The sequence below is a fragment of the Herbiconiux sp. VKM Ac-1786 genome (genome assembly GCF_015350805.1).
Lineage (GTDB): Bacteria > Actinomycetota > Actinomycetes > Actinomycetales > Microbacteriaceae > Herbiconiux.
On record NZ_JADKSG010000001.1, the window covers coordinates 583,947 to 600,656 of the forward strand.

A 16,710-nucleotide genomic window follows, 5' to 3' on the forward strand; every position below is an offset into this window, starting at 1 on the left:
TGGTCCGAACCCGCCATCTGGTTCTAGAGTGTTGCTGCACGGGACGATTCGAAGACCGTCACCAGGCAGCTGCCGACCACAATATGAAGGCATGAGTGTTCTGGGAGCGCAAAGAACCACAATAGGCGCTTTCGACACGCCTGTCCAGTCGAATTCTTGACCAGTTTGGGTTTCTCAGGTATAACGCGTGAAAGATCGAGAGATTCCCCGCGCCCGGCTGGCCGACGGCCTGCTGGCGACGCTCGAGGAGGACCGGTTCCGGCCCGGCTCGCAGGTGCTGATCGTCGACGGCACGCCGCAGTCGCACGTCGACCTCGACGACCCGCGCTACCTCTCCTTCGAGTACGTGCGCCGCATCGGTCACGGCATCGACCTGGTGGCGGCCCCCGGTGCTCCCATCACGGCGGTGCACCTGGGCGGCGGCGCCTTCACGCTCCCCCGCTACGTCGAGGCGACGCGACCGGGCTCGCGCCAGCAGGTCGTCGAGATCGACAGCGAGCTCGTGGGATTCGTGCGGGAGCACCTCCCCCTGCCGAAGGGGGCGAGCATCCGCGTTCGTCACGGCGACGCCCGCGCGGTGCTCGAGAAGCTGCCGCCCGGGCTGCGCGGCACGGCCGACGTGGTGGTCGTCGACGTCTTCGCCGGGGCGCGCACACCGGCGCACGTGACCAGCGTCGAGTTCTACAGTGCGGTCGCGGCGGTGCTCTCCCCCACGGGCCTCGTGGCCGTGAACGTCGCCGACGGGGCCGGGCTCGCGTTCGCGCGCAGCCAGGCCGCGACCCTCGGGCAGGTGTTCGCCGACGTCGCGATCGTGGCCGATCCGCAGATGCTGAAGGCGCGCCGGTTCGGCAACGTCGTCGCGTTCGCCTCGAACTCCCCTCTGCCCTTCGAGCGGATGCCGCGGTTGGTGGCGAGCGATCCGGTGCCCGCGAAGATGGTCACCGGCAGCGAGCTGCGGCAGTTCACCGCCGGGGCCGCCGTGGCCACCGACCAGACCGCGGTGAAGTCGCCGGCGCCGGCTCGGAGCATTTTCCAGGTCGACCGGAAGAGGATGGACGACTAGAGGGAGGTCGTCATGACCCGATCGAAGTCGTTCTCGAGTGCCGGCGCAGGGACCGGCGCGTTGGCGCTGGCCGTGGTGGTGCTGGCCGGATGCTCGGCGGAGCCCTCGGTGACACGGGGGCCGACCGCGGCGTCGACGGCGATGCCGTCCGCGTCGCCCTCGGGCTCAGACACTCTGTCTCCTTCTCCTTCTGCTCCTCCTTCCTCTCCGGCCCCTCCGGCCCCGGTCGAGGACCTCGGGCCTCTCGTGCCGTCGGGTTCTCCGACGGTGGTGGCGTCGGGGCTGCCGGCCCCGTGGTCGATCGCGACGCTCGGCGACGGGTCGCTGTTCGTGTCGGAGCGGGACACGGGGGCCGTGGTGGAGATCGTGGACGGGGCGGCCGTGCCCGTGACCACCGTGCCCGGGGTGTCGGCACTCGGCGAGGGAGGGCTGCTCGGCATCACGACGTCGGAGGGGGCATCCGGAACCTGGCTCTACGCGATGTTCACCGGGGTCGACGACAACCGGGTGGTGCGGATGCCGCTGTCGGGCGCACCCGGCGCGCGGTCGGCGGGCGCCGTCACCGAGGTGCTCACCGGGCTGCCCAAGGCGTCGAACCACAACGGCGGGCGGATCAAGTTCGGGCCGGACGGGATGCTCTACGTGACCGCGGGAGACGCGAGCGACGGGGCGAACGCACAGACGCTGGACTCTCTGGGCGGGAAGATCCTGCGGGTGACGGCCGAAGGAGCGGTGCCGTCGGACAACCCGTTCCCGGGGTCGCCGGTGTGGTCGCTCGGGCACCGGAACCCGCAGGGGATCGCGTGGGCGGCCGACGGGACCATGTGGGCGGCGGAGTTCGGGCAGAACACCTGGGACGAGATCAACCGGATCACGCCGGGCGCCAACTACGGATGGCCTCTCTCCGAGGGGGTCGCGGGCGCAGCGGGTCTGGTGGATCCGGTGCAGCAGTGGACGACGGACGACGCCAGCCCCTCGGGGATCGCGGTCGTCGGGGACACCGTGTTCATGGCGGGGCTCGGCGGGGAGCGGCTGTGGAGCATCCGCTTCGACGGGTCGGCGCAGGAGCACTACACGGGGCAGTTCGGGCGGATCCGCGACGTGGTGCGGGGGCCGGGGTCGACGCTGTACCTGCTGACGAACAACACGGACGGGCGCGGGGAGCCCCGGGCGGGGGACGACGTGCTGTATCGGGTGGAGCTGGTTCCGGCGGGGTGATCGTGTTCGCCGGTGCTCGCTCGGTGTTCGCCGGTGTCGCGACCGGGGATGTCCCTCGTCCTGGGTACGCTTGTCGAGGGATCTCGAGCACCAGGAGCACGAACTGAGCATCATCACGGGTTACGACATGACCACCTTGCGCGAGAAGGTCGACGTGCAGGCCGCGACGGAGCGCCTGAACGAGCTCGGCCTGCTGCGCAGCCTCAGCGCGCTCAACGAGAAGGTCGTGCTGCTGCGTCTGCTCGGCAAGCTCGACGACGCCTTCGTGATCGCGAACGAGGCGGTTCGCCAGGCGCGCTTCTCGGGCGACCGGGAGATGGCGCTCGGTGCGCGCATCCGTCGGGCGCAGGTGCAGCAGTACCAGGGCAAGTACCCGGCGGCGCTGCAGGAGCTCGGGCTCTGCGTCGAGGAGGCGCAGACGCATGAGTGGGGTGCCCTCGAGGCGATCGCGACGCTCAGCCGTGGCAAGGTGCACTTCGAGACGAAGGACTTCGACGCGGCCCTCGTGGACTTCAAGGCGGCCGTGTTCCTGATGGAGCGGCAGGGCGCCTCGATCGACCAGCTGGAGAGCGCCCTCGTGGCGGTCGCCGTGACCGAGTCGCTGCTCGCGGCATAATCTCCGCATGGCCGAACTCTCGCGCGTCACGACCTGGGCGAACGCCCTGATCAGGATGCACCTCGACCCCGCGGTCTGGAGCTTCGGCTTCGACAACGCCAAGACGCGGGCGGGGCAGTGCAACTACACGGCGCACCGCATCACGGTGTCGCGGTACCTGGCGGCCCGGTACGACGACGACGAGATCCACCAGATCCTGCTGCACGAGGTGGCGCACGCCCTGGCCGGGGCGGCTGCGGCGCACGGGCCGTCGTGGGTGTCCATCGCCCGGTCCATCGGCTACGAGGGGTCGCGGCTGCACGACGGCACGCGGGCCGACGAGCTGGCGCCCTGGGTCGGCGTCTGCCCGGCGGGCCACTCCTTCTACCGGCACCGGAAGCCGGCGGCGCGGCTCTCGTGCAGCCTCTGCGCCCGCGGGTTCTCGCCGGCGCACCTGATCGCCTGGACCCGCCGCGACGTCACGGCGGCCCGCCGCGCGACCCCCCGCTCGGCCTAGTCGGCTCTAGCCGTTGCCGAGGGTCTGGCGGGCGAGGTCGCTGTACCAGAGGGAGCCGTAGGACGTCACGCCGAGATGTTCGGGCTGCGACCCCGCGAACGGAGGCTTCGAGAACGAGACGTTGCCCCAGAGGTCGACGCGGCCGAGGCCCCTCTCGCCGTCGGTGAAGGCGAGGTCGACGTCGTCGGCTGAGACGAGGTGGCGGGGAACCACCGGGCTGAACGACGGTGACGGGATGGTGATGCGCTTCGTGACGGTGCCGTCGGTCGCGACCTTCACGACGGTGTCGATGCCGCCGACCCAGACGCCGCCCGAGGCGGCCGCGGTCAGGCCGGTGAAACCGCTGACGCCGACCGGAATGATGTCGAGGGCGCCCGTCACCGGGTCGTAGGCCCCGAGGGAGCCGTAGCCGTCGCGGGTGTACCAGAGCCGGCCGTCGTCGGCCGCAGCGATGCCGTAGACGCCAGCACCGGCCGGGTCGGGCACTCGGGTGATGGTGCCGTCGAGCGCGATGCGGCCGATGCCGCCGTTCGACGGGTCGCCGAACCAGAGGGCGCCGTCGGGACCGTTCGTCAGCGACGTCGCCATGTCGAAGGCGCCGCCGAGCGGATACTCCGTCACGTCTCCCGTCGCCGGGTCGAGCCGCCCGATGCCGGCGTTCAGGAAGTCGCCGAACCAGATCGTGCCGTCGCTCGCCGCCGCCAGATCGGAGATGCCGGGCGCGAGGGCGCCCAGGCGGAAGTGCTCGACCATTGCGGGCGCGGCGGCCGGCACCTTCACGATCTCGTTCTCGAGCGTGTCGGCGTACCAGACGATGTCCCCGGGCGCCACGACCAGCGGCCCGGGACTGCCGCCCGCGGTCGCCGCCCCGTACTCGTGCCACGTCGCGTAGTCCCGCGGCGGCAGCTCCCACGCCCCGGCCGGCCCGGTGGCCGTTGCGATCGGCGCCGCGAGTGCAGCGAGGACGGCGGCGAACGCGACGGTGCGTCGGCGGATGGAGATGGACATGGGGCTCCTCGGATCGGTCGGCGCCGGGGTGGGCGTCGACCGATCACGCTAAGGGAGGAGTGCCGCGGAGCATCCTGAGCAGTTTCTGCTCAACGATGCGGACAGAAGGCCGGGTCAGTCGGTGACCTGGACTTCCTTCCAGAAGGCGACGTAGTCGGAGAAGTCCTTGCCGACGCGGTCGAAGGCGCCCTCGTAGGGGTGCGGGTAGCTCCAGGCGCGATCCTTCAGGAGCTCGTCGCCGTTTTTCACGCTGAAGTACTGGCACTCGCCCTTCCAGGGGCAGGTGTAGGGCGTCGGGCTCTTCTCGAGGTACTGCGAGTTGACGCTCGCGGGCGGGAAGTACCAGTTGCCCTCGATGGCGATCAGGTCGTCTTTCGGGGCTTCGGCGATGACGGTGCCGTTCAGGACAGCTTTCATGTGACCTCCAATGTCGATCTCACGCTACGCCTTCGCGCCGGCGTCCAGGCGGATCGTCAGGTCCAGAGCAGGCTGTGCGAGCGGAAGTCGTTGAGCCAGAGATGACCCTGCCCGTCGACGGCGATCTCGGTTCGGAAGCCCGACAGCGGATCGATGTGCACCGATCCGCTCTCGCTCACGGTCGCGTACCCGTAGTTCGCGTCGATGAAGAGGAGTTCGGTGTCGGCGTCGCCGGCGATCTCACCGCCGACCATGTCGAGCGGCCGCACGGGCGAGGTGCCCGGTGCGGTGACGTCGTGCACCTCGACCGTGCCGTCGGGATGGATCCGGGTCAGTTCGTCGTCTCCGCTCAGCCAGACGGAGCCGCTCGCCCCCACGGCCAGCTCGACGCCGGATGCGGCACCGACGCGCAGATCGGAGAAGACCCCCGAGATCGGGTCGATTGCGCCCACCCGGTCGGAACCGCTGCGTGAGTACCAGATCCGCCCGTCCGGGCCGGCCACCATCGCGAAGATCTGAGCTCCGCGCGGCTCGCGGTGGATGGTCATTAAGCCGGCCGGGTCGACGCGCACCAGCGTGGCGCCGTAGGGGTCGCTCATCCAGATGTTCCCGTCGGCCCCGATCACCATCGTCCTCGGGGCGCCCGAGAGCCCGGTCAGCGGCTGCGAGGTGATGGAACCGGTGGCGGGGTCGAGCCGGTTGAGCGTCTTGGCGATGTCGTCGGCGAACCAGAGCGAGCCGTCGGGTGCGCCCACCATCGCCGTCACCCAGCTGCGGCCGGCGATCGGGAACGGGGTCTGCACGTGGGTGCGCTGGTCGACGCGCACGAGGGAGTGCGGCGTGGTGTCGTCGACGTACCAGAGGTCGCCCGCCGCGTCGGTGGTGAGCACGTCGGCGCCGCCCGACGGCCCGACGAGCTCGAGGTCGTGCCAGAGGGAGATCGCCATCGGCGGCAGGTCGAGGGCCTCGGCCGGCGAGGCGGCACCCACCCCTGCGCCGACACCGGGCGCGATGAGCGCGAGGGCGAGCGCTCCGACCGTGAGAGACAGCCGGCGTCGTCGTGCCGGGGCGTGGGACGTGCGGGCTCGGGCGATTTCGGACATGGTTCTCCCTGGGTCTGGCGCTCGTTGTCGCGCAGTCACAGGACAGCACGCTCACGGCTGTCCCCCAGCTGAGTAATTCCTGCTCCAATTCCCCGGTCGCCAGGGGAGACTGTGAGGATGCGCGTACTGCTGAAGCTCGTCCTCGACTGCGATCCCGATGCCGCCTGGCGGGCGATCCGCTCCCCCGCGGTGTTCCGGGAGGTGTCGAGCCCGCTGGTCGAGATCGAGTCGCTGGCGGCCGACGGGTTCCCGACGGTGTGGGAGCCGGGCCAGCATCCGGTCGAGATGCGCGGCGGCGGGGTGATCCCGATGGGCAAGCAGATCATCCGCCTGAACTTCGAGACCCGGCAGCACGGCGACGTGCGCATCGTGCACGACTCGGGGCAGGGCGTCACGGGTGCCGTCAGCACCATCAAGCTGTGGGACCACCAGATGGCCATCGCCCCCGACCCCGCCGGCACGGGCAAGACGCTCTACCGCGACCAGCTGAAGATCGGCGCGGGCGTGCTGACGCCGTTCGCCTGGTACAGCCTGTGGGCGTTCTGGCAGTGGCGCGGCCGCAAGCTGCAGCAGCTCGCGCCGACCTGGGCGTACGACCTGCCGCAGAGCGACGACGAGACGTCCGAGGTCGGCACCGAGACGGCCGGCGCGTGAACGTCCGCGCGGTCACGGCACTCGAGACGGCCGACTGGCGGATGCGCGTGTTCGGCATCTACGACGAGGTGCGTCGCCTCACCGCCGCCGGGCAGGTGTTGGACGCGCATGCGTTCTGGCGCGACGAACGCGACGGGCTGTTCGCCGCGCATCCGGCCACCCCGCTGCTGCCCGAGGATCGGGAGGGATTCAGCGGCCTGCCCGTCGCTCCCTACGACCCGGCGTGGCGCTTCGAGGTGACGATCGACGAGCCCTCCGACGACGATCCGCGGCCGCGCTCGTTCGAGTTCGCGACCGGCACCGACGGCGTGGTGCCGTTCGAGCTGCTCGGCGTCGCGCGCATCGACGGTGTCGGCGAGCTCGACGTCTGGCGCCTCGCCTCGTACGGCGGCGGCCTGTTCGTGCCCGTGAAGGACGCGCTGGCGGGCACGCCCGGCGGCACCTACGGCGGCGGGCGGTACCTGATCGACACGATCAAGGGGGCGTCGCTGAACCCGGCCCTCGCACCCGATGCCGACCCGTCCGACGGCGGCAGGCTCGTGCTCGACTTCAACTTCGCCTACAACCCCTCCTGTGCCTACGACCCGGCCTGGGCGTGCCCCCTGGCGCAGCCCGGCAACCGCGTCGCGGTGCCGATCGCCGTCGGCGAGAGCTACGGCGACCCGACCCTCGGGGTCGATGCGCTAGACTGAAGGCACTCGAGGGCTCGATAGCGAGCCCCGTGCGTCGAAAGAACGCTCCCTCTTCTCTGGGTGTGGCCTCGTGTGCCGCTCCATTTGCAGATACTTCTTGCGGCGAACGGATGCACCGTCGGTGCGTTCGCCATCACTCCGGATGGGCTGCGGGAATGCGGCGTGTCCGGACGAATGCCTGAAAGGCAGTCACCTTTGTCCCAGACCCCCACCTCCTTCGCCGCGCTCGGCGTCCCCGCTCCCCTGGTGGCCACGCTCACCGCGAGCGGCATCACCGAGCCGTTCCCGATCCAGGTCGACACTCTTCCCGACACCCTGAACGGCCGCGACGTGCTCGGCCGTGGCAAGACCGGCTCGGGCAAGACCCTGGCCTTCTCCATCCCGATGGTCGCCCGCCTCGGCGGCACCCTCGCCGGCGGCAAGCGCCGCCCCGGCCGCCCCGTCGGCCTCGTGCTGGCCCCGACCCGCGAGCTCGCCACCCAGATCGACGCCGTCCTCGCACCGATGGCCAAGGCCTACGGCATGACCACCACCACCATCTTCGGCGGCGTCTCGCAGTCCCGCCAGGTCGCCGCCCTCAAGGCCGGCGTCGACATCGTCGTGGCCTGCCCCGGCCGCCTCGAAGACCTGATGAAGCAGGGCTTCGTCTCGCTCGACGCCGTCGAGATCACCGTGCTCGACGAGGCCGACCACATGGCCGACCTGGGCTTCCTGCCCGTCGTCACGCGCATCCTCGACAAGACCCCCTCGAACGGGCAGCGCCTGCTGTTCTCGGCCACGCTCGACAACGGCGTGGACAAGCTGGTGCGCCGCTTCCTCCACAACGAGGTGCTGCACTCGGTCGACGAGGCCAACTCGCCCGTCGCCGCGATGACCCACCACGTGTTCGAGACCGAGTCGGTCGAGTCCAAGCGCGTGCTGGTCGAGAAGCTCGCCTCGGGCACCGGCCGCCGCATCCTCTTCATGCGCACCAAGCACCACGCGAAGAAGCTCGCGAAGCAGCTCACCGCGTCGGGCATCCCGGCCGTCGATCTGCACGGCAACCTCTCGCAGGTCGCCCGTGACCGCAACCTGGCCGCGTTCAGCGCCGGTACCGTCAAGGTGCTCGTCGCGACCGACGTCGCCGCCCGTGGCGTGCACGTCGACGACATCGAGCTCGTCATCCACGTCGACCCGCCGGAGGAGCACAAGGCTTACCTGCACCGCTCGGGCCGCACCGCCCGCGCCGGCTCGGCGGGCGACGTCGTCACGATCATGCTGCCCGCGCAGCGCAAGGACGTGAAGGACCTCCTCCGCAAGGCGGCCATCCAGGTCACCCCCGAGGTCGTCACGGCCGACTCCGCGTCGGTCAGCGCCCTCGTCGGCGAGGTCGCCGCGTACGTCAAGCCCGTGCTCACGCCGCTGCCCGAGTCGGGTCAGCGTCGCACCGGCAACGACGGCGTCTCGCGCGGTCGCAACGGCGGCACGTCCACCGGCGCCAACGCGCAGCGCAAGCGCACCGGGCGCGGCGGCGCGGGTGCGGCCGGCGGCTCCGGTGAGGGTGTCGGCGCCGGTTCGCGCTCGGGCGGTGCCGGCGGCAACGGCGGCGCGGGTCGCGGTCGTCGCGGCGGTTCCGCCGGTGGCGGCGTCGGCGGCGGAAGCCGTTCGTTCTACAGCACCTCCTCGGGCGGCTCCGGCGCGGGCTCCTCGAGCCACGGCTCGGCGTCGGGCTCCGGCGAGGGCGGCCGTCGCGGCGGCCAGGGCGGGCAGGGCGGCGGAGCCGACCGGGCCCGTCAGTCGGCAGCCTCGTTCTCGGCCAACTCGGCCGGCGGTCGTCGCCGCTCGCGCTGATCGAGCATCCTGAACCATCGAACGGCCCGTCTCCTCGCGAGGCGGGCCGTTCGCCGTCTGCGGGCGTGCCCACAGACGAGCGGATGCGCGGCCGACGCACCCCCCACGGCTACTGCGGGTGCACCGTCTCGTGCCGCGCGAGCATCGCCACGAACTCCTCGATGCGGCGGGCCCGCGTCTCGGCGCGCTTGAGGTTGTGCAGGCGGAACAGGATCGCGTAGCGGTTCTGGCTCGACAGGGTGGCGAAGAAGGCCTTCGCCTCGGGGTTCGCCTCGAGCGCGGCGGCGAGGTCGGGCTGCACCTCGATGGTGCGCTGCGAGTCGTAAGCGGCCTCCCACCGGCCGTCGTTCTTCGCCAGGTCGATCTCGGCGTGGCCGGCCGGGCGCATCCGCCCCGCCTCGATCAGGGCCTCGACCCGCAGGCGGTTGACCTTCGACCAGAGGCTGCGGGGGCGCCGCGGGGTGAAGGTCTGCAGGAAGAAGTCGCCGTCGAGGGCGTTGCGGATGCCGTCGATCCAACCGTGGCAGAGGGCCACGTCGAGGGCGTCGGAGTGGCTGACCGTGGCGTGCTCGCTGCCCTTCTTGGCGATGCGGAGGCGCACGCCGGGCTCGCTCGCGCCGTGCTCGGCGAGGAAGGCGTCGAAGGCCGCGGCGTCGTCGAACTGGTGGTGCGGGTAGTCGGCGGGCACGGCGGGCTCCTTCGCGGCGGCCGTCAGGGTCTCGAACGGGTGCCGCCGAGCCTGAACGGATGCTGCCGAGACTAGAGCAGGCGCCCGACCGAGGCCAGGGCCGAGCGGAGGAGGCCGCCGCGACCGCCCTCCATCTCGTCGGCGACGGCGTTGGAGGCCGCCTCCTGCGGGGTCATCCAGGTGAGCTCGAGGGCGTCCTGGCGGGGCTCGCAGGTGCCCGTGACCGGGACGACGTAGGCGAGGGAGACCGCGTGCTGGCGCTCGTCGTAGAAGGGCGAGACACCGGGCAGCGGGAAGTACTCGGCGACCTGGAACGGCACCGGGCTGGCCGGCAGCTGCGGGAACGCCATCGGCCCGAGGTCCTTCTCGAGGTGGCGGAAGAGCGCGTCCCGGAGGGTCTCGCCGTACATCACGCGACCCGAGACGAGGGTGCGGGCGATGGTGCCGCTCGGGCCGACACGGAGCAGCACACCGACCTCGACCACCTGCCCCAGGCCGTCGACCCGCACGGGCACCGCTTCGACGTAGAGCAGCGGCAGGCGGCGCCTGATCTCGGCGAGCTCGCCGTCGCTCAGCCAGCCGGAGTTCGGGTCGGGGGTGCGAACGCTCATACCCCATTCTTACCCGATGCCCACCCGCGTCCGCGCCGATGTCGGTGGTGTGGGACAGGATGAGGGGATGAGCGACGTGCTCGACCAGTTCTCCCCCGCGACCCGCGAGTGGTTCCGTGGTGCCTTCTCCGGGCCGACCGCGGCGCAGGAGGGCGCCTGGACGGCGGTCTCCAGCGGGGCGCACGCGTTGGTCGTGGCGCCGACCGGCTCGGGCAAGACGCTGGCGTCGTTCCTCTGGGCGATCGACCGGCTGGCGACGACACTGAGCGACGACAAGCCGCGCAAGACCTCGGTGCTCTACGTCTCGCCGCTGAAGGCGCTGGCGGTCGACGTCGAGCGCAACCTCCGCTCGCCGCTCGTCGGCATCACGCAGACGGCGAAGCGGCTGGGTGCGAAGCCGCCGGTCATCACGGTGGGCGTGCGCTCGGGCGACACCCCGGCGGCCGACCGGCGGGGGCTCGCCAAGAACCCGCCCGACATCCTCATCACGACGCCCGAGTCGCTGTTCCTCATGCTCACCTCGAGCGCCCGCGAGTCGCTCGCCGAGGTCACGACGGTGATCATCGACGAGGTGCACGCGGTCGCGGCGACCAAGCGCGGGGCGCACCTCGCCGTGAGCCTCGACCGGCTCGACACGCTGCTGCCCCAGCCGGCGCAGCGCATCGGGCTGTCGGCCACGGTGCGACCGCGGGAGGAGGTGGCGCGGTTCCTGGCGGGCGGCCGTCCGGTGACGATCGTGGCGCCGCCGTCGACGAAGAAGTTCGACCTGCAGGTCGTCGTGCCGGTCGAGGACATGTCGCAGATCCCGCCCGCCGAGAACCGGTCGGTGCTGGAGGGCTCGGCCGCGGCGGCGAGTGCACCGGAGCAGGGGTCGATCTGGCCGCACGTCGAGGAGGACATCGTCGACCGCATCCTCGAGCACCGCTCGTCGATCGTGTTCGCGAACTCCCGGCGGCTGGCCGAGCGGCTGACCGCGCGGCTGAACGAGATCTACAGCGAGCGGCTCGCCACGGCGCTGGAGCTCGAGCGCGGGGTCGACGCGATGCTCGAGGAGGGCGTCGAGCGGCTGCTACGCGAGGCGGGGGCGACCGTGTCGCTGCCGCCCGTCGAGGGGTCGATGCCGCCGATGGATGGGGCGACAGCGGCTGGGGCCGGTGGGGCGGCACGCGCATCCGCGTCGCCCGCGCAGCTGATGGGGCAGGCCGGTCAGACCGAGGGTGCCGAGCTCGTGCTCGCGCGCGCCCACCACGGCTCGGTCTCGAAAGAGCAGCGGGCCATCATCGAGGACGACCTGAAGTCGGGGCGGCTGCGCTGCGTCGTCGCCACCTCGAGCCTCGAGCTCGGCATCGACATGGGCGCCGTCGACCTCGTGGTGCAGGTCGAGGCCCCGCCGTCGGTCGCGAGCGGCCTGCAGCGGGTCGGTCGCGCCGGGCACCAGGTGGGCGAGGTGTCGAAGGGGCTGCTGTACCCGAAGCACCGCGCCGACCTCATCCACTCGGCGGTCGTCTCGCTGCGCATGAGCGAGGGCCTGATCGAGACGCTGTCGGTGCCGGCGAATCCGCTCGACATCCTCGCCCAGCAGACGGTCGCGGCCTGCGCCCTCGAGCCGATCGACGTGGAGGAGTGGTTCGACGTCATGCGCCGAAGCGCCTCCTTCACGAACCTGCCGCGCTCGGCCTACGAGGCGACGCTCGACCTGCTCTCGGGCCTCTATCCCTCCGACGAGTTCGCCGAGCTGCGCCCGCGCCTCGTCTGGGACCGTGACGCCGGCACCCTCACCGGCCGCCCCGGCGCCCAGCGCCTCGCGGTCACGAGCGGCGGCACCATCCCCGACCGGGGGCTCTTCGGCGTCTTCATGGTGGGCGGCGAGCCGACGGATGCCGATCCGTCGACCGGGTCGGCCCGCTCCGCTCCGGGCCGCCGGGTGGGCGAGCTCGACGAGGAGATGGTCTACGAGTCGCGGGTCGGTGACGTGTTCGCGCTGGGAGCGACGAGCTGGCGCATCCACGAGATCACCCACGACCGCGTGCTGGTGACGCCGGCGTTCGGGCAGCCGGGGCGGCTGCCGTTCTGGCGCGGCGAGGGCATCGGCCGCCCCGCCGAGCTCGGTCGGGCGATCGGCGAGTTCACCCGCTCGGTGGCCGCGGCCGACGAGGAGGGCGCCCGTACGCTCTCCGAGCGGGCGGGGCTCGACGAGTGGGCGGCGGCGAACCTCGTGGCCTTCATCACCGAGCAGCGCGAGGCCACCGGTCACGTGCCGAGCGACCGCACGATGGTGGTGGAGCGGTTCCGCGACGAGCTCGGCGACTGGCGCGTGGTGCTGCATTCCCCGTACGGCATGCAGGTGCACTCACCGTGGGCGCTGGCGATCAACGCGCGCATCCGGGAGCGCTTCGGCATCGACGCGAACGCGGTCGCGAGCGACGACGGCATCGTCGTGCGGCTGCCCGACACCGAGAGCGAGCCGCCGTCGGCCGAGCTGTTCCTGTTCGACCCGGCCGAGCTCGAGCAGCTCGTCACCGAGGAGGTCGGCGGCTCGGCGCTGTTCGCGTCGCGGTTCCGCGAGAACGCGGCCCGGGCGCTGCTGCTCCCGCGCCAGAACCCCGGCAAGCGGTCGCCGCTCTGGCAGCAGCGGCAGCGCTCGGCGCAGCTGCTCGAGGTGGCGCGCAAGTACCCGTCGTTCCCGATCATCCTCGAGACGGTGCGCGAGTGCCTGCAGGACGTCTACGACCTGCCGTCGCTGCTCGCCCTCGCGCGCGACCTCGATGCCCGGCGCATCCGCGTGGTCGAGGTCGAGTCGGGCGAGCCGTCGCCCTTCGCCCGCTCGCTGCTGTTCGGTTACGTCGCCTCCTTCGTCTACGAGGGCGACAGCCCGCTGGCCGAGCGGCGGGCGGCGGCGCTGGCGCTCGACCCGAGCCTGCTGTCCGAGCTGCTGGGTCGCGCCGAGCTGCGCGAGCTGCTCGACCCGTCGGTCATCGACGACACCGAGCGCGAGCTGCAGCGTCTCGCGCCCGACCGGCGCGCGCGCGACCTCGAGGGCGTGGCCGATCTGCTGCGGATGCTGGGGCCCCTCACCACCGCCGAGGTGCAGGCCCGCTCGCTGGAGTTCGACGTCACCGCAGCGCTCACCGAGCTGGTGGCGGCGAAGCGGGCGCTGCCGGTGACGTTCGCGGGGCGTCCGCAGTGGGCGAGCATCGAAGACGCGGGGCGGCTCCGCGACGCGCTCGGGGTGCCGATTCCCTTCGGCGTTCCCGACGCCTTCATCGCGCCGGTCGAGCATCCGGTGATCGACCTCGTCAGCCGCTACGCGCGCACGCACGGGCCGTTCCTCGCGCACGAGGTCGCGGCCCGGTTCGGGCTGGGCGTGGCGGTGGTGACGGATGCGCTGCGGCGGCTCTCGGCCGACCGACGTGTCGTCGAAGGGGAGTTCAGGCCTACGGGGTCGGGGCCGGTGTCTGCGGGCGTGTCTCCCGAGGGGGCGTCCGTGGAGTCGTCGCTGGGGTCATCCGGTGACGGCGCGGCCATAGCGGTGCTCGACGGCGGGCCGTTCCCGTCGGAGCTGCCGGCGCTCGGGCAGGCCGGGGGCACGGAGTGGTGCGACGCCGAGGTGCTGCGGCGGCTGCGCAGCCGGTCGCTCGCCGCGCTGCGGCACGAGGTGGAACCGGTGGGAACGCAGACGCTCGCGCGCTTCCTGCCGTCGTGGCAGCACGTCGGCGGATCGCTCCGCGGCGTCGACGGCGTGCTGACCGTCATCGAACAGCTCGCCGGCGTGCCGGTGCCGGCCTCGGCGTGGGAGAACCTCGTGCTGCCCGCCCGGGTGCGCGACTACAGCCCGGCCATGCTCGACGAGCTCACGGCCTCGGGCGAGGTCGTCTGGTCGGGGCGCGGGTCGCTGCCGGGCAGTGACGGGTGGGTCGCGTTCCACACGCTCGACACGCTGCCGCTGTCGGCCACGCCGCCCGAGCCGTTCGACGAGACGCCCGTGCACGCGGCGGTGCTGGCTGCGCTGTCGCGCGGTGGGGCGTACTTCTTCCGGTCGCTGGCCGACGAGGTGGGGGCGGCGATCCTGCGGGGCGCGGTGCCCGACGACGGGGCGGCGGCTGTCAGAGCGTCGGGGCCGGACTCAGCATCTGCCACGGCCTCGGGTTCGGCCGCCTCGGCGCTCGTCGTGCCGCCCACCGACCAGGCCGTCGTCGACGCCATCTGGGATCTGGTGTGGGCCGGGCTCGTGACGAACGACACGGTCGCACCGCTCCGCACCCTCACCGGATCGGGGAAGGCCGCTCACGCCACCAAGCGGCCCGCGACCCGCTCGCGCATGTACCGCGGCCGGGGCATCGCCCGCGCCTCGATGCTGACGCGGGTCGGCCCGCCCACCGCGGGCGGGCGCTGGTCGCTGCTGCCCGAGCCCGTCGGCGACGCCACGCTCCGCGCTCACGGCACCGCCGAGATGCTGCTCGACCGCTACGGTCTGGTCACCCGCGGCTCGGTGATGAACGAGCGCGTGCCCGGCGGCTTCGCGCTGGTCTACCGGGTGCTCAGCCAGTTCGAGGAGTCGGGACGCTGCCGGCGCGGGTACTTCGTCGAGACTCTGGGCGCGGCGCAGTTCGCCACGGGCGGCACCATCGACCGCCTCCGCGGCTTCGCCCCCGACGCCGTCGGGCGCGACAGCGGCCGTGACCGCGCCCCGGAGGCCATGACGCTGGCCGCGACCGATCCGGCCAACCCGTTCGGCGCCGCCCTGCCGTGGCCGACCGTCGAAGGCCACAAGCCCGGACGCAAGGCGGGCGCGCTGGTCGTGCTCGTCGACGGGGTCCTCACGCTCTACCTCGAGCGCGGCGGCAAGACGGCGCTGGCCTTCAGCGACTCCGAGGAGGTGCTCGCCGTGGCCACCCGCTCGCTCGCCCAGGCGGTGACCACCGGGCGGGTCGACAAGCTCGCGGTCGAGCGGGTGAACGGCGACTTCGTGCTCGGCACCACCGTCGGCGGCGCGCTCGAGGCCGCGGGCTTCACCGGCACACCCAGGGGGTTGAGGCTCCGTGCCTGAGGGCGACACCGTCTACCGAACGGCGGTGCACCTCGATGAGGCGCTGGCGGGGAGGGTGCTCACGCGCTGCGACATCCGGGTGCCGCAGCATGCCGCGGTGGACTTCACCGGCCAGACGGTGGAGGCAGTGGTGGCCCGGGGCAAGCATCTGCTGACGCGGGTGGGGGCGGCGAGCATCCACACGCACCTCAAGATGGAGGGGTCGTGGCACATCTACCGGCACGGCACCGCGTGGCGACGGCCGGCGCACCAGGCGCGCATCATCCTCGAGAACGCCGATTGGGTGGCGGTGGGGTTCGACCTCGGCACGGTCGAGATCGTGCCGCGCGAGATGGAGGACGAGGTCGTCGGGCACCTCGGGCCCGACCTGCTCGGCCCGGACTGGGACGCCGAGGAGGCCGTGCGGCGCCTCGCGGCCGACGGGGCGCGCGAGATCGACGTGGCGCTGCTGGATCAGCGGAACCTCGCCGGGCTCGGCAACGTCTACGCGAACGAGCTGTGCTTCCTGCGCGGGGTGCGGCCGCAGCGGCCGGTGGCCGAGGTGCCCGATCTGCCGGCGGTCGTGGCGCTGGCGAAGAAGCTGATCACGGTGAACCGCGACCGGGTCGAGCGCACGACGACGGGCGACCTCCGGCCGGGCAAGCAGGTGTGGGTGTACGGGCGCGAGAACAAGCCGTGCCGGCGGTGCGGCACGCGCATCCGGCACGGGCAGCTGGGGGCGTCGGAGCTGTCGCTGCGGGCGACGTATTGGTGCCCGCACTGCCAGACGTAGGGGTGGTCGCGGCGCGCCCGCGGGACCGGGCGTGTCGTCAGGGGGCGCCGGGCGGCGGCGCGGGGAGGTCGGCGGCGGCGAGGGCCGCGAGTTGGCGTTTGAGGGCGACCTGGCGGTAGGAGGTGTCGAGGAGCTCGGCGACGAAGGTCCAGTCCGTGGCGGGGCCGAGGTCGATGGCGAGCCAGCCCGCGGGGCCGAAGTAGGGCGGCACGAAGACGTCGTCGAGCTCCGAGAGGGCGGGATGCTCATCCGTCGCCGGCTTGAACACCACGCTCTGCGGCCGGTGCATCGACGCGCCCGCGATGGCGAAGAGCTTCTTGCCCGCGCGGAAGGTGGGCCTCCCCCAGGCCTCGACCTCGGCCGACTCGGGGTAGCGCAGGCAGATCTCGCGAAGGCGCGCGACCACGGCATCGTCGGGGTCGAACAGTCGCGGATGCTCCATGCCCGGCATGCTACGCCCGCCGCCGTCCGGGCGATAGCCGCGCGGACGAGAGC

General features: G+C 72.3%; 16 protein-coding genes. 9 read left to right on the forward strand and 7 right to left on the reverse strand.

The window, feature by feature from the left end; all coding sequences use genetic code 11:
* The first annotated feature begins 187 nt into the window (after window positions 1-187).
* Window positions 188-1,063, forward strand: coding sequence for a fused MFS/spermidine synthase (locus tag ITJ64_RS02865; protein WP_194679279.1), 876 nt, complete (start codon window positions 188-190; stop codon window positions 1,061-1,063).
* Here ITJ64_RS02865 and ITJ64_RS19245 read toward each other — a convergent pair.
* Window positions 1,060-1,236, reverse strand: a complete 177-nt coding sequence (locus tag ITJ64_RS19245) for a hypothetical protein (RefSeq protein ID WP_370545004.1) — start codon at window positions 1,234-1,236, stop codon at window positions 1,060-1,062. The genes ITJ64_RS02865 and ITJ64_RS19245 overlap by 4 nt on opposite strands.
* 73 nt (window positions 1,237-1,309) lie before the next feature.
* Here ITJ64_RS19245 and ITJ64_RS02870 point away from each other — a divergent pair, with 73 nt between their 5' ends.
* From ITJ64_RS02870 to ITJ64_RS02880, 3 genes are all read left to right on the forward strand, one after another.
* The gene (locus tag ITJ64_RS02870) at window positions 1,310-2,281 is read left to right on the forward strand and encodes a sorbosone dehydrogenase family protein (RefSeq protein ID WP_370545005.1); all 972 of its coding nucleotides are present in this window, start codon (window positions 1,310-1,312) and stop codon (window positions 2,279-2,281) included.
* Window positions 2,282-2,408: 127 nt separating this feature from the next.
* The gene (locus ITJ64_RS02875; RefSeq protein WP_228507628.1) at window positions 2,409-2,897 is read left to right on the forward strand and encodes a hypothetical protein; all 489 of its coding nucleotides are present in this window, start codon (window positions 2,409-2,411) and stop codon (window positions 2,895-2,897) included.
* Window positions 2,898-2,904: 7 nt separating this feature from the next.
* On the forward strand, window positions 2,905-3,393 hold the full coding sequence (locus ITJ64_RS02880; protein WP_194679281.1) for a SprT-like domain-containing protein: 489 nt from the start codon (window positions 2,905-2,907) through the stop codon (window positions 3,391-3,393).
* A 6-nt stretch (window positions 3,394-3,399) separates the two neighbouring features.
* Here ITJ64_RS02880 and ITJ64_RS02885 read toward each other — a convergent pair whose 3' ends face one another.
* From ITJ64_RS02885 to ITJ64_RS02895, 3 genes are all read right to left on the reverse strand, one after another.
* Complete coding sequence (locus ITJ64_RS02885) at window positions 3,400-4,401, reverse strand: hypothetical protein (RefSeq protein WP_194679282.1); 1,002 nt, start codon at window positions 4,399-4,401, stop codon at window positions 3,400-3,402.
* A 114-nt stretch (window positions 4,402-4,515) separates the two neighbouring features.
* Window positions 4,516-4,818 (reverse strand): DUF427 domain-containing protein, encoded by a 303-nt coding sequence (locus ITJ64_RS02890; RefSeq protein WP_194679283.1) that lies wholly within the window; start codon window positions 4,816-4,818, stop codon window positions 4,516-4,518.
* Between the two features lie 56 nt (window positions 4,819-4,874).
* Entirely contained in the window at window positions 4,875-5,921 is a 1,047-nt protein-coding gene (locus ITJ64_RS02895) for a hypothetical protein (RefSeq protein WP_194679284.1), read from the reverse strand.
* 117 nt (window positions 5,922-6,038) lie between these two features.
* Here ITJ64_RS02895 and ITJ64_RS02900 point away from each other — a divergent pair, with 117 nt between their 5' ends.
* The 3 genes from ITJ64_RS02900 to ITJ64_RS02910 all read left to right on the forward strand — a co-directional run bounded on the left by ITJ64_RS02900 (window position 6,039) and on the right by ITJ64_RS02910 (window position 9,097).
* Window positions 6,039-6,575, forward strand: coding sequence for a hypothetical protein (locus ITJ64_RS02900; RefSeq protein WP_194679285.1), 537 nt, complete (start codon window positions 6,039-6,041; stop codon window positions 6,573-6,575).
* A 41-nt stretch (window positions 6,576-6,616) separates the two neighbouring features.
* Window positions 6,617-7,267: a DUF1684 domain-containing protein gene (locus ITJ64_RS02905; RefSeq protein ID WP_194680692.1), complete on the forward strand. Its 651-nt coding sequence runs from the start codon at window positions 6,617-6,619 to the stop codon at window positions 7,265-7,267.
* A 174-nt stretch (window positions 7,268-7,441) separates the two neighbouring features.
* The gene (locus ITJ64_RS02910; RefSeq protein WP_194680693.1) at window positions 7,442-9,097 is read left to right on the forward strand and encodes a DEAD/DEAH box helicase; all 1,656 of its coding nucleotides are present in this window, start codon (window positions 7,442-7,444) and stop codon (window positions 9,095-9,097) included.
* 109 nt (window positions 9,098-9,206) lie between these two features.
* On the opposite strand, the gene ITJ64_RS02915 is transcribed toward ITJ64_RS02910, so the two are convergent.
* Complete coding sequence (locus tag ITJ64_RS02915) at window positions 9,207-9,785, reverse strand: YdeI/OmpD-associated family protein (protein WP_194679286.1); 579 nt, start codon at window positions 9,783-9,785, stop codon at window positions 9,207-9,209.
* Window positions 9,786-9,856: 71 nt separating this feature from the next.
* Entirely contained in the window at window positions 9,857-10,396 is a 540-nt protein-coding gene (locus ITJ64_RS02920) for an NUDIX hydrolase family protein (RefSeq protein WP_194679287.1), read from the reverse strand.
* A 67-nt stretch (window positions 10,397-10,463) separates the two neighbouring features.
* Between ITJ64_RS02920 and ITJ64_RS02925 the strand changes: the two genes are divergently transcribed.
* Together ITJ64_RS02925 and ITJ64_RS02930 are read left to right on the forward strand one after the other, a co-directional pair.
* The gene (locus tag ITJ64_RS02925; protein WP_194679288.1) at window positions 10,464-15,443 is read left to right on the forward strand and encodes a DEAD/DEAH box helicase; all 4,980 of its coding nucleotides are present in this window, start codon (window positions 10,464-10,466) and stop codon (window positions 15,441-15,443) included.
* On the forward strand, window positions 15,436-16,215 hold the full coding sequence (locus ITJ64_RS02930; RefSeq protein ID WP_194679289.1) for an Fpg/Nei family DNA glycosylase: 780 nt from the start codon (window positions 15,436-15,438) through the stop codon (window positions 16,213-16,215). Before ITJ64_RS02925 ends, ITJ64_RS02930 begins: the two co-directional genes overlap by 8 nt.
* A 37-nt stretch (window positions 16,216-16,252) precedes the next feature.
* Here ITJ64_RS02930 and ITJ64_RS02935 read toward each other — a convergent pair whose 3' ends face one another.
* Entirely contained in the window at window positions 16,253-16,657 is a 405-nt protein-coding gene (locus tag ITJ64_RS02935) for an MmcQ/YjbR family DNA-binding protein (RefSeq protein WP_194679290.1), read from the reverse strand.
* Between the last annotated feature and the right edge of the window lie 53 nt (window positions 16,658-16,710).

What these genes read in the sequence shown, in the direction of transcription:
- ITJ64_RS02875 (WP_228507628.1), top strand. Translation starts at nt 2,409, where the DNA reads ATGACCACCTTGCGCGAGAAGGTCGACGTGCAGGCCGCGACGGAGCGC.
- ITJ64_RS02880 (WP_194679281.1), top strand. Translation starts at nt 2,905, where the DNA reads ATGGCCGAACTCTCGCGCGTCACGACCTGGGCGAACGCCCTGATCAGG.
- ITJ64_RS02885 (WP_194679282.1), bottom strand. Translation starts at nt 4,401, where the DNA reads ATGTCCATCTCCATCCGCCGACGCACCGTCGCGTTCGCCGCCGTCCTC.
- ITJ64_RS02890 (WP_194679283.1), bottom strand. Translation starts at nt 4,818, where the DNA reads ATGAAAGCTGTCCTGAACGGCACCGTCATCGCCGAAGCCCCGAAAGAC.
- ITJ64_RS02895 (WP_194679284.1), bottom strand. Translation starts at nt 5,921, where the DNA reads ATGTCCGAAATCGCCCGAGCCCGCACGTCCCACGCCCCGGCACGACGA.
- ITJ64_RS02900 (WP_194679285.1), top strand. Translation starts at nt 6,039, where the DNA reads ATGCGCGTACTGCTGAAGCTCGTCCTCGACTGCGATCCCGATGCCGCC.
- ITJ64_RS02905 (WP_194680692.1), top strand. Translation starts at nt 6,617, where the DNA reads ATGCGCGTGTTCGGCATCTACGACGAGGTGCGTCGCCTCACCGCCGCC.
- ITJ64_RS02910 (WP_194680693.1), top strand. Translation starts at nt 7,442, where the DNA reads ATGCCTGAAAGGCAGTCACCTTTGTCCCAGACCCCCACCTCCTTCGCC.
- ITJ64_RS02920 (WP_194679287.1), bottom strand. Translation starts at nt 10,396, where the DNA reads ATGAGCGTTCGCACCCCCGACCCGAACTCCGGCTGGCTGAGCGACGGC.
- ITJ64_RS02925 (WP_194679288.1), top strand. Translation starts at nt 10,464, where the DNA reads ATGAGCGACGTGCTCGACCAGTTCTCCCCCGCGACCCGCGAGTGGTTC.
- ITJ64_RS02935 (WP_194679290.1), bottom strand. Translation starts at nt 16,657, where the DNA reads ATGGAGCATCCGCGACTGTTCGACCCCGACGATGCCGTGGTCGCGCGC.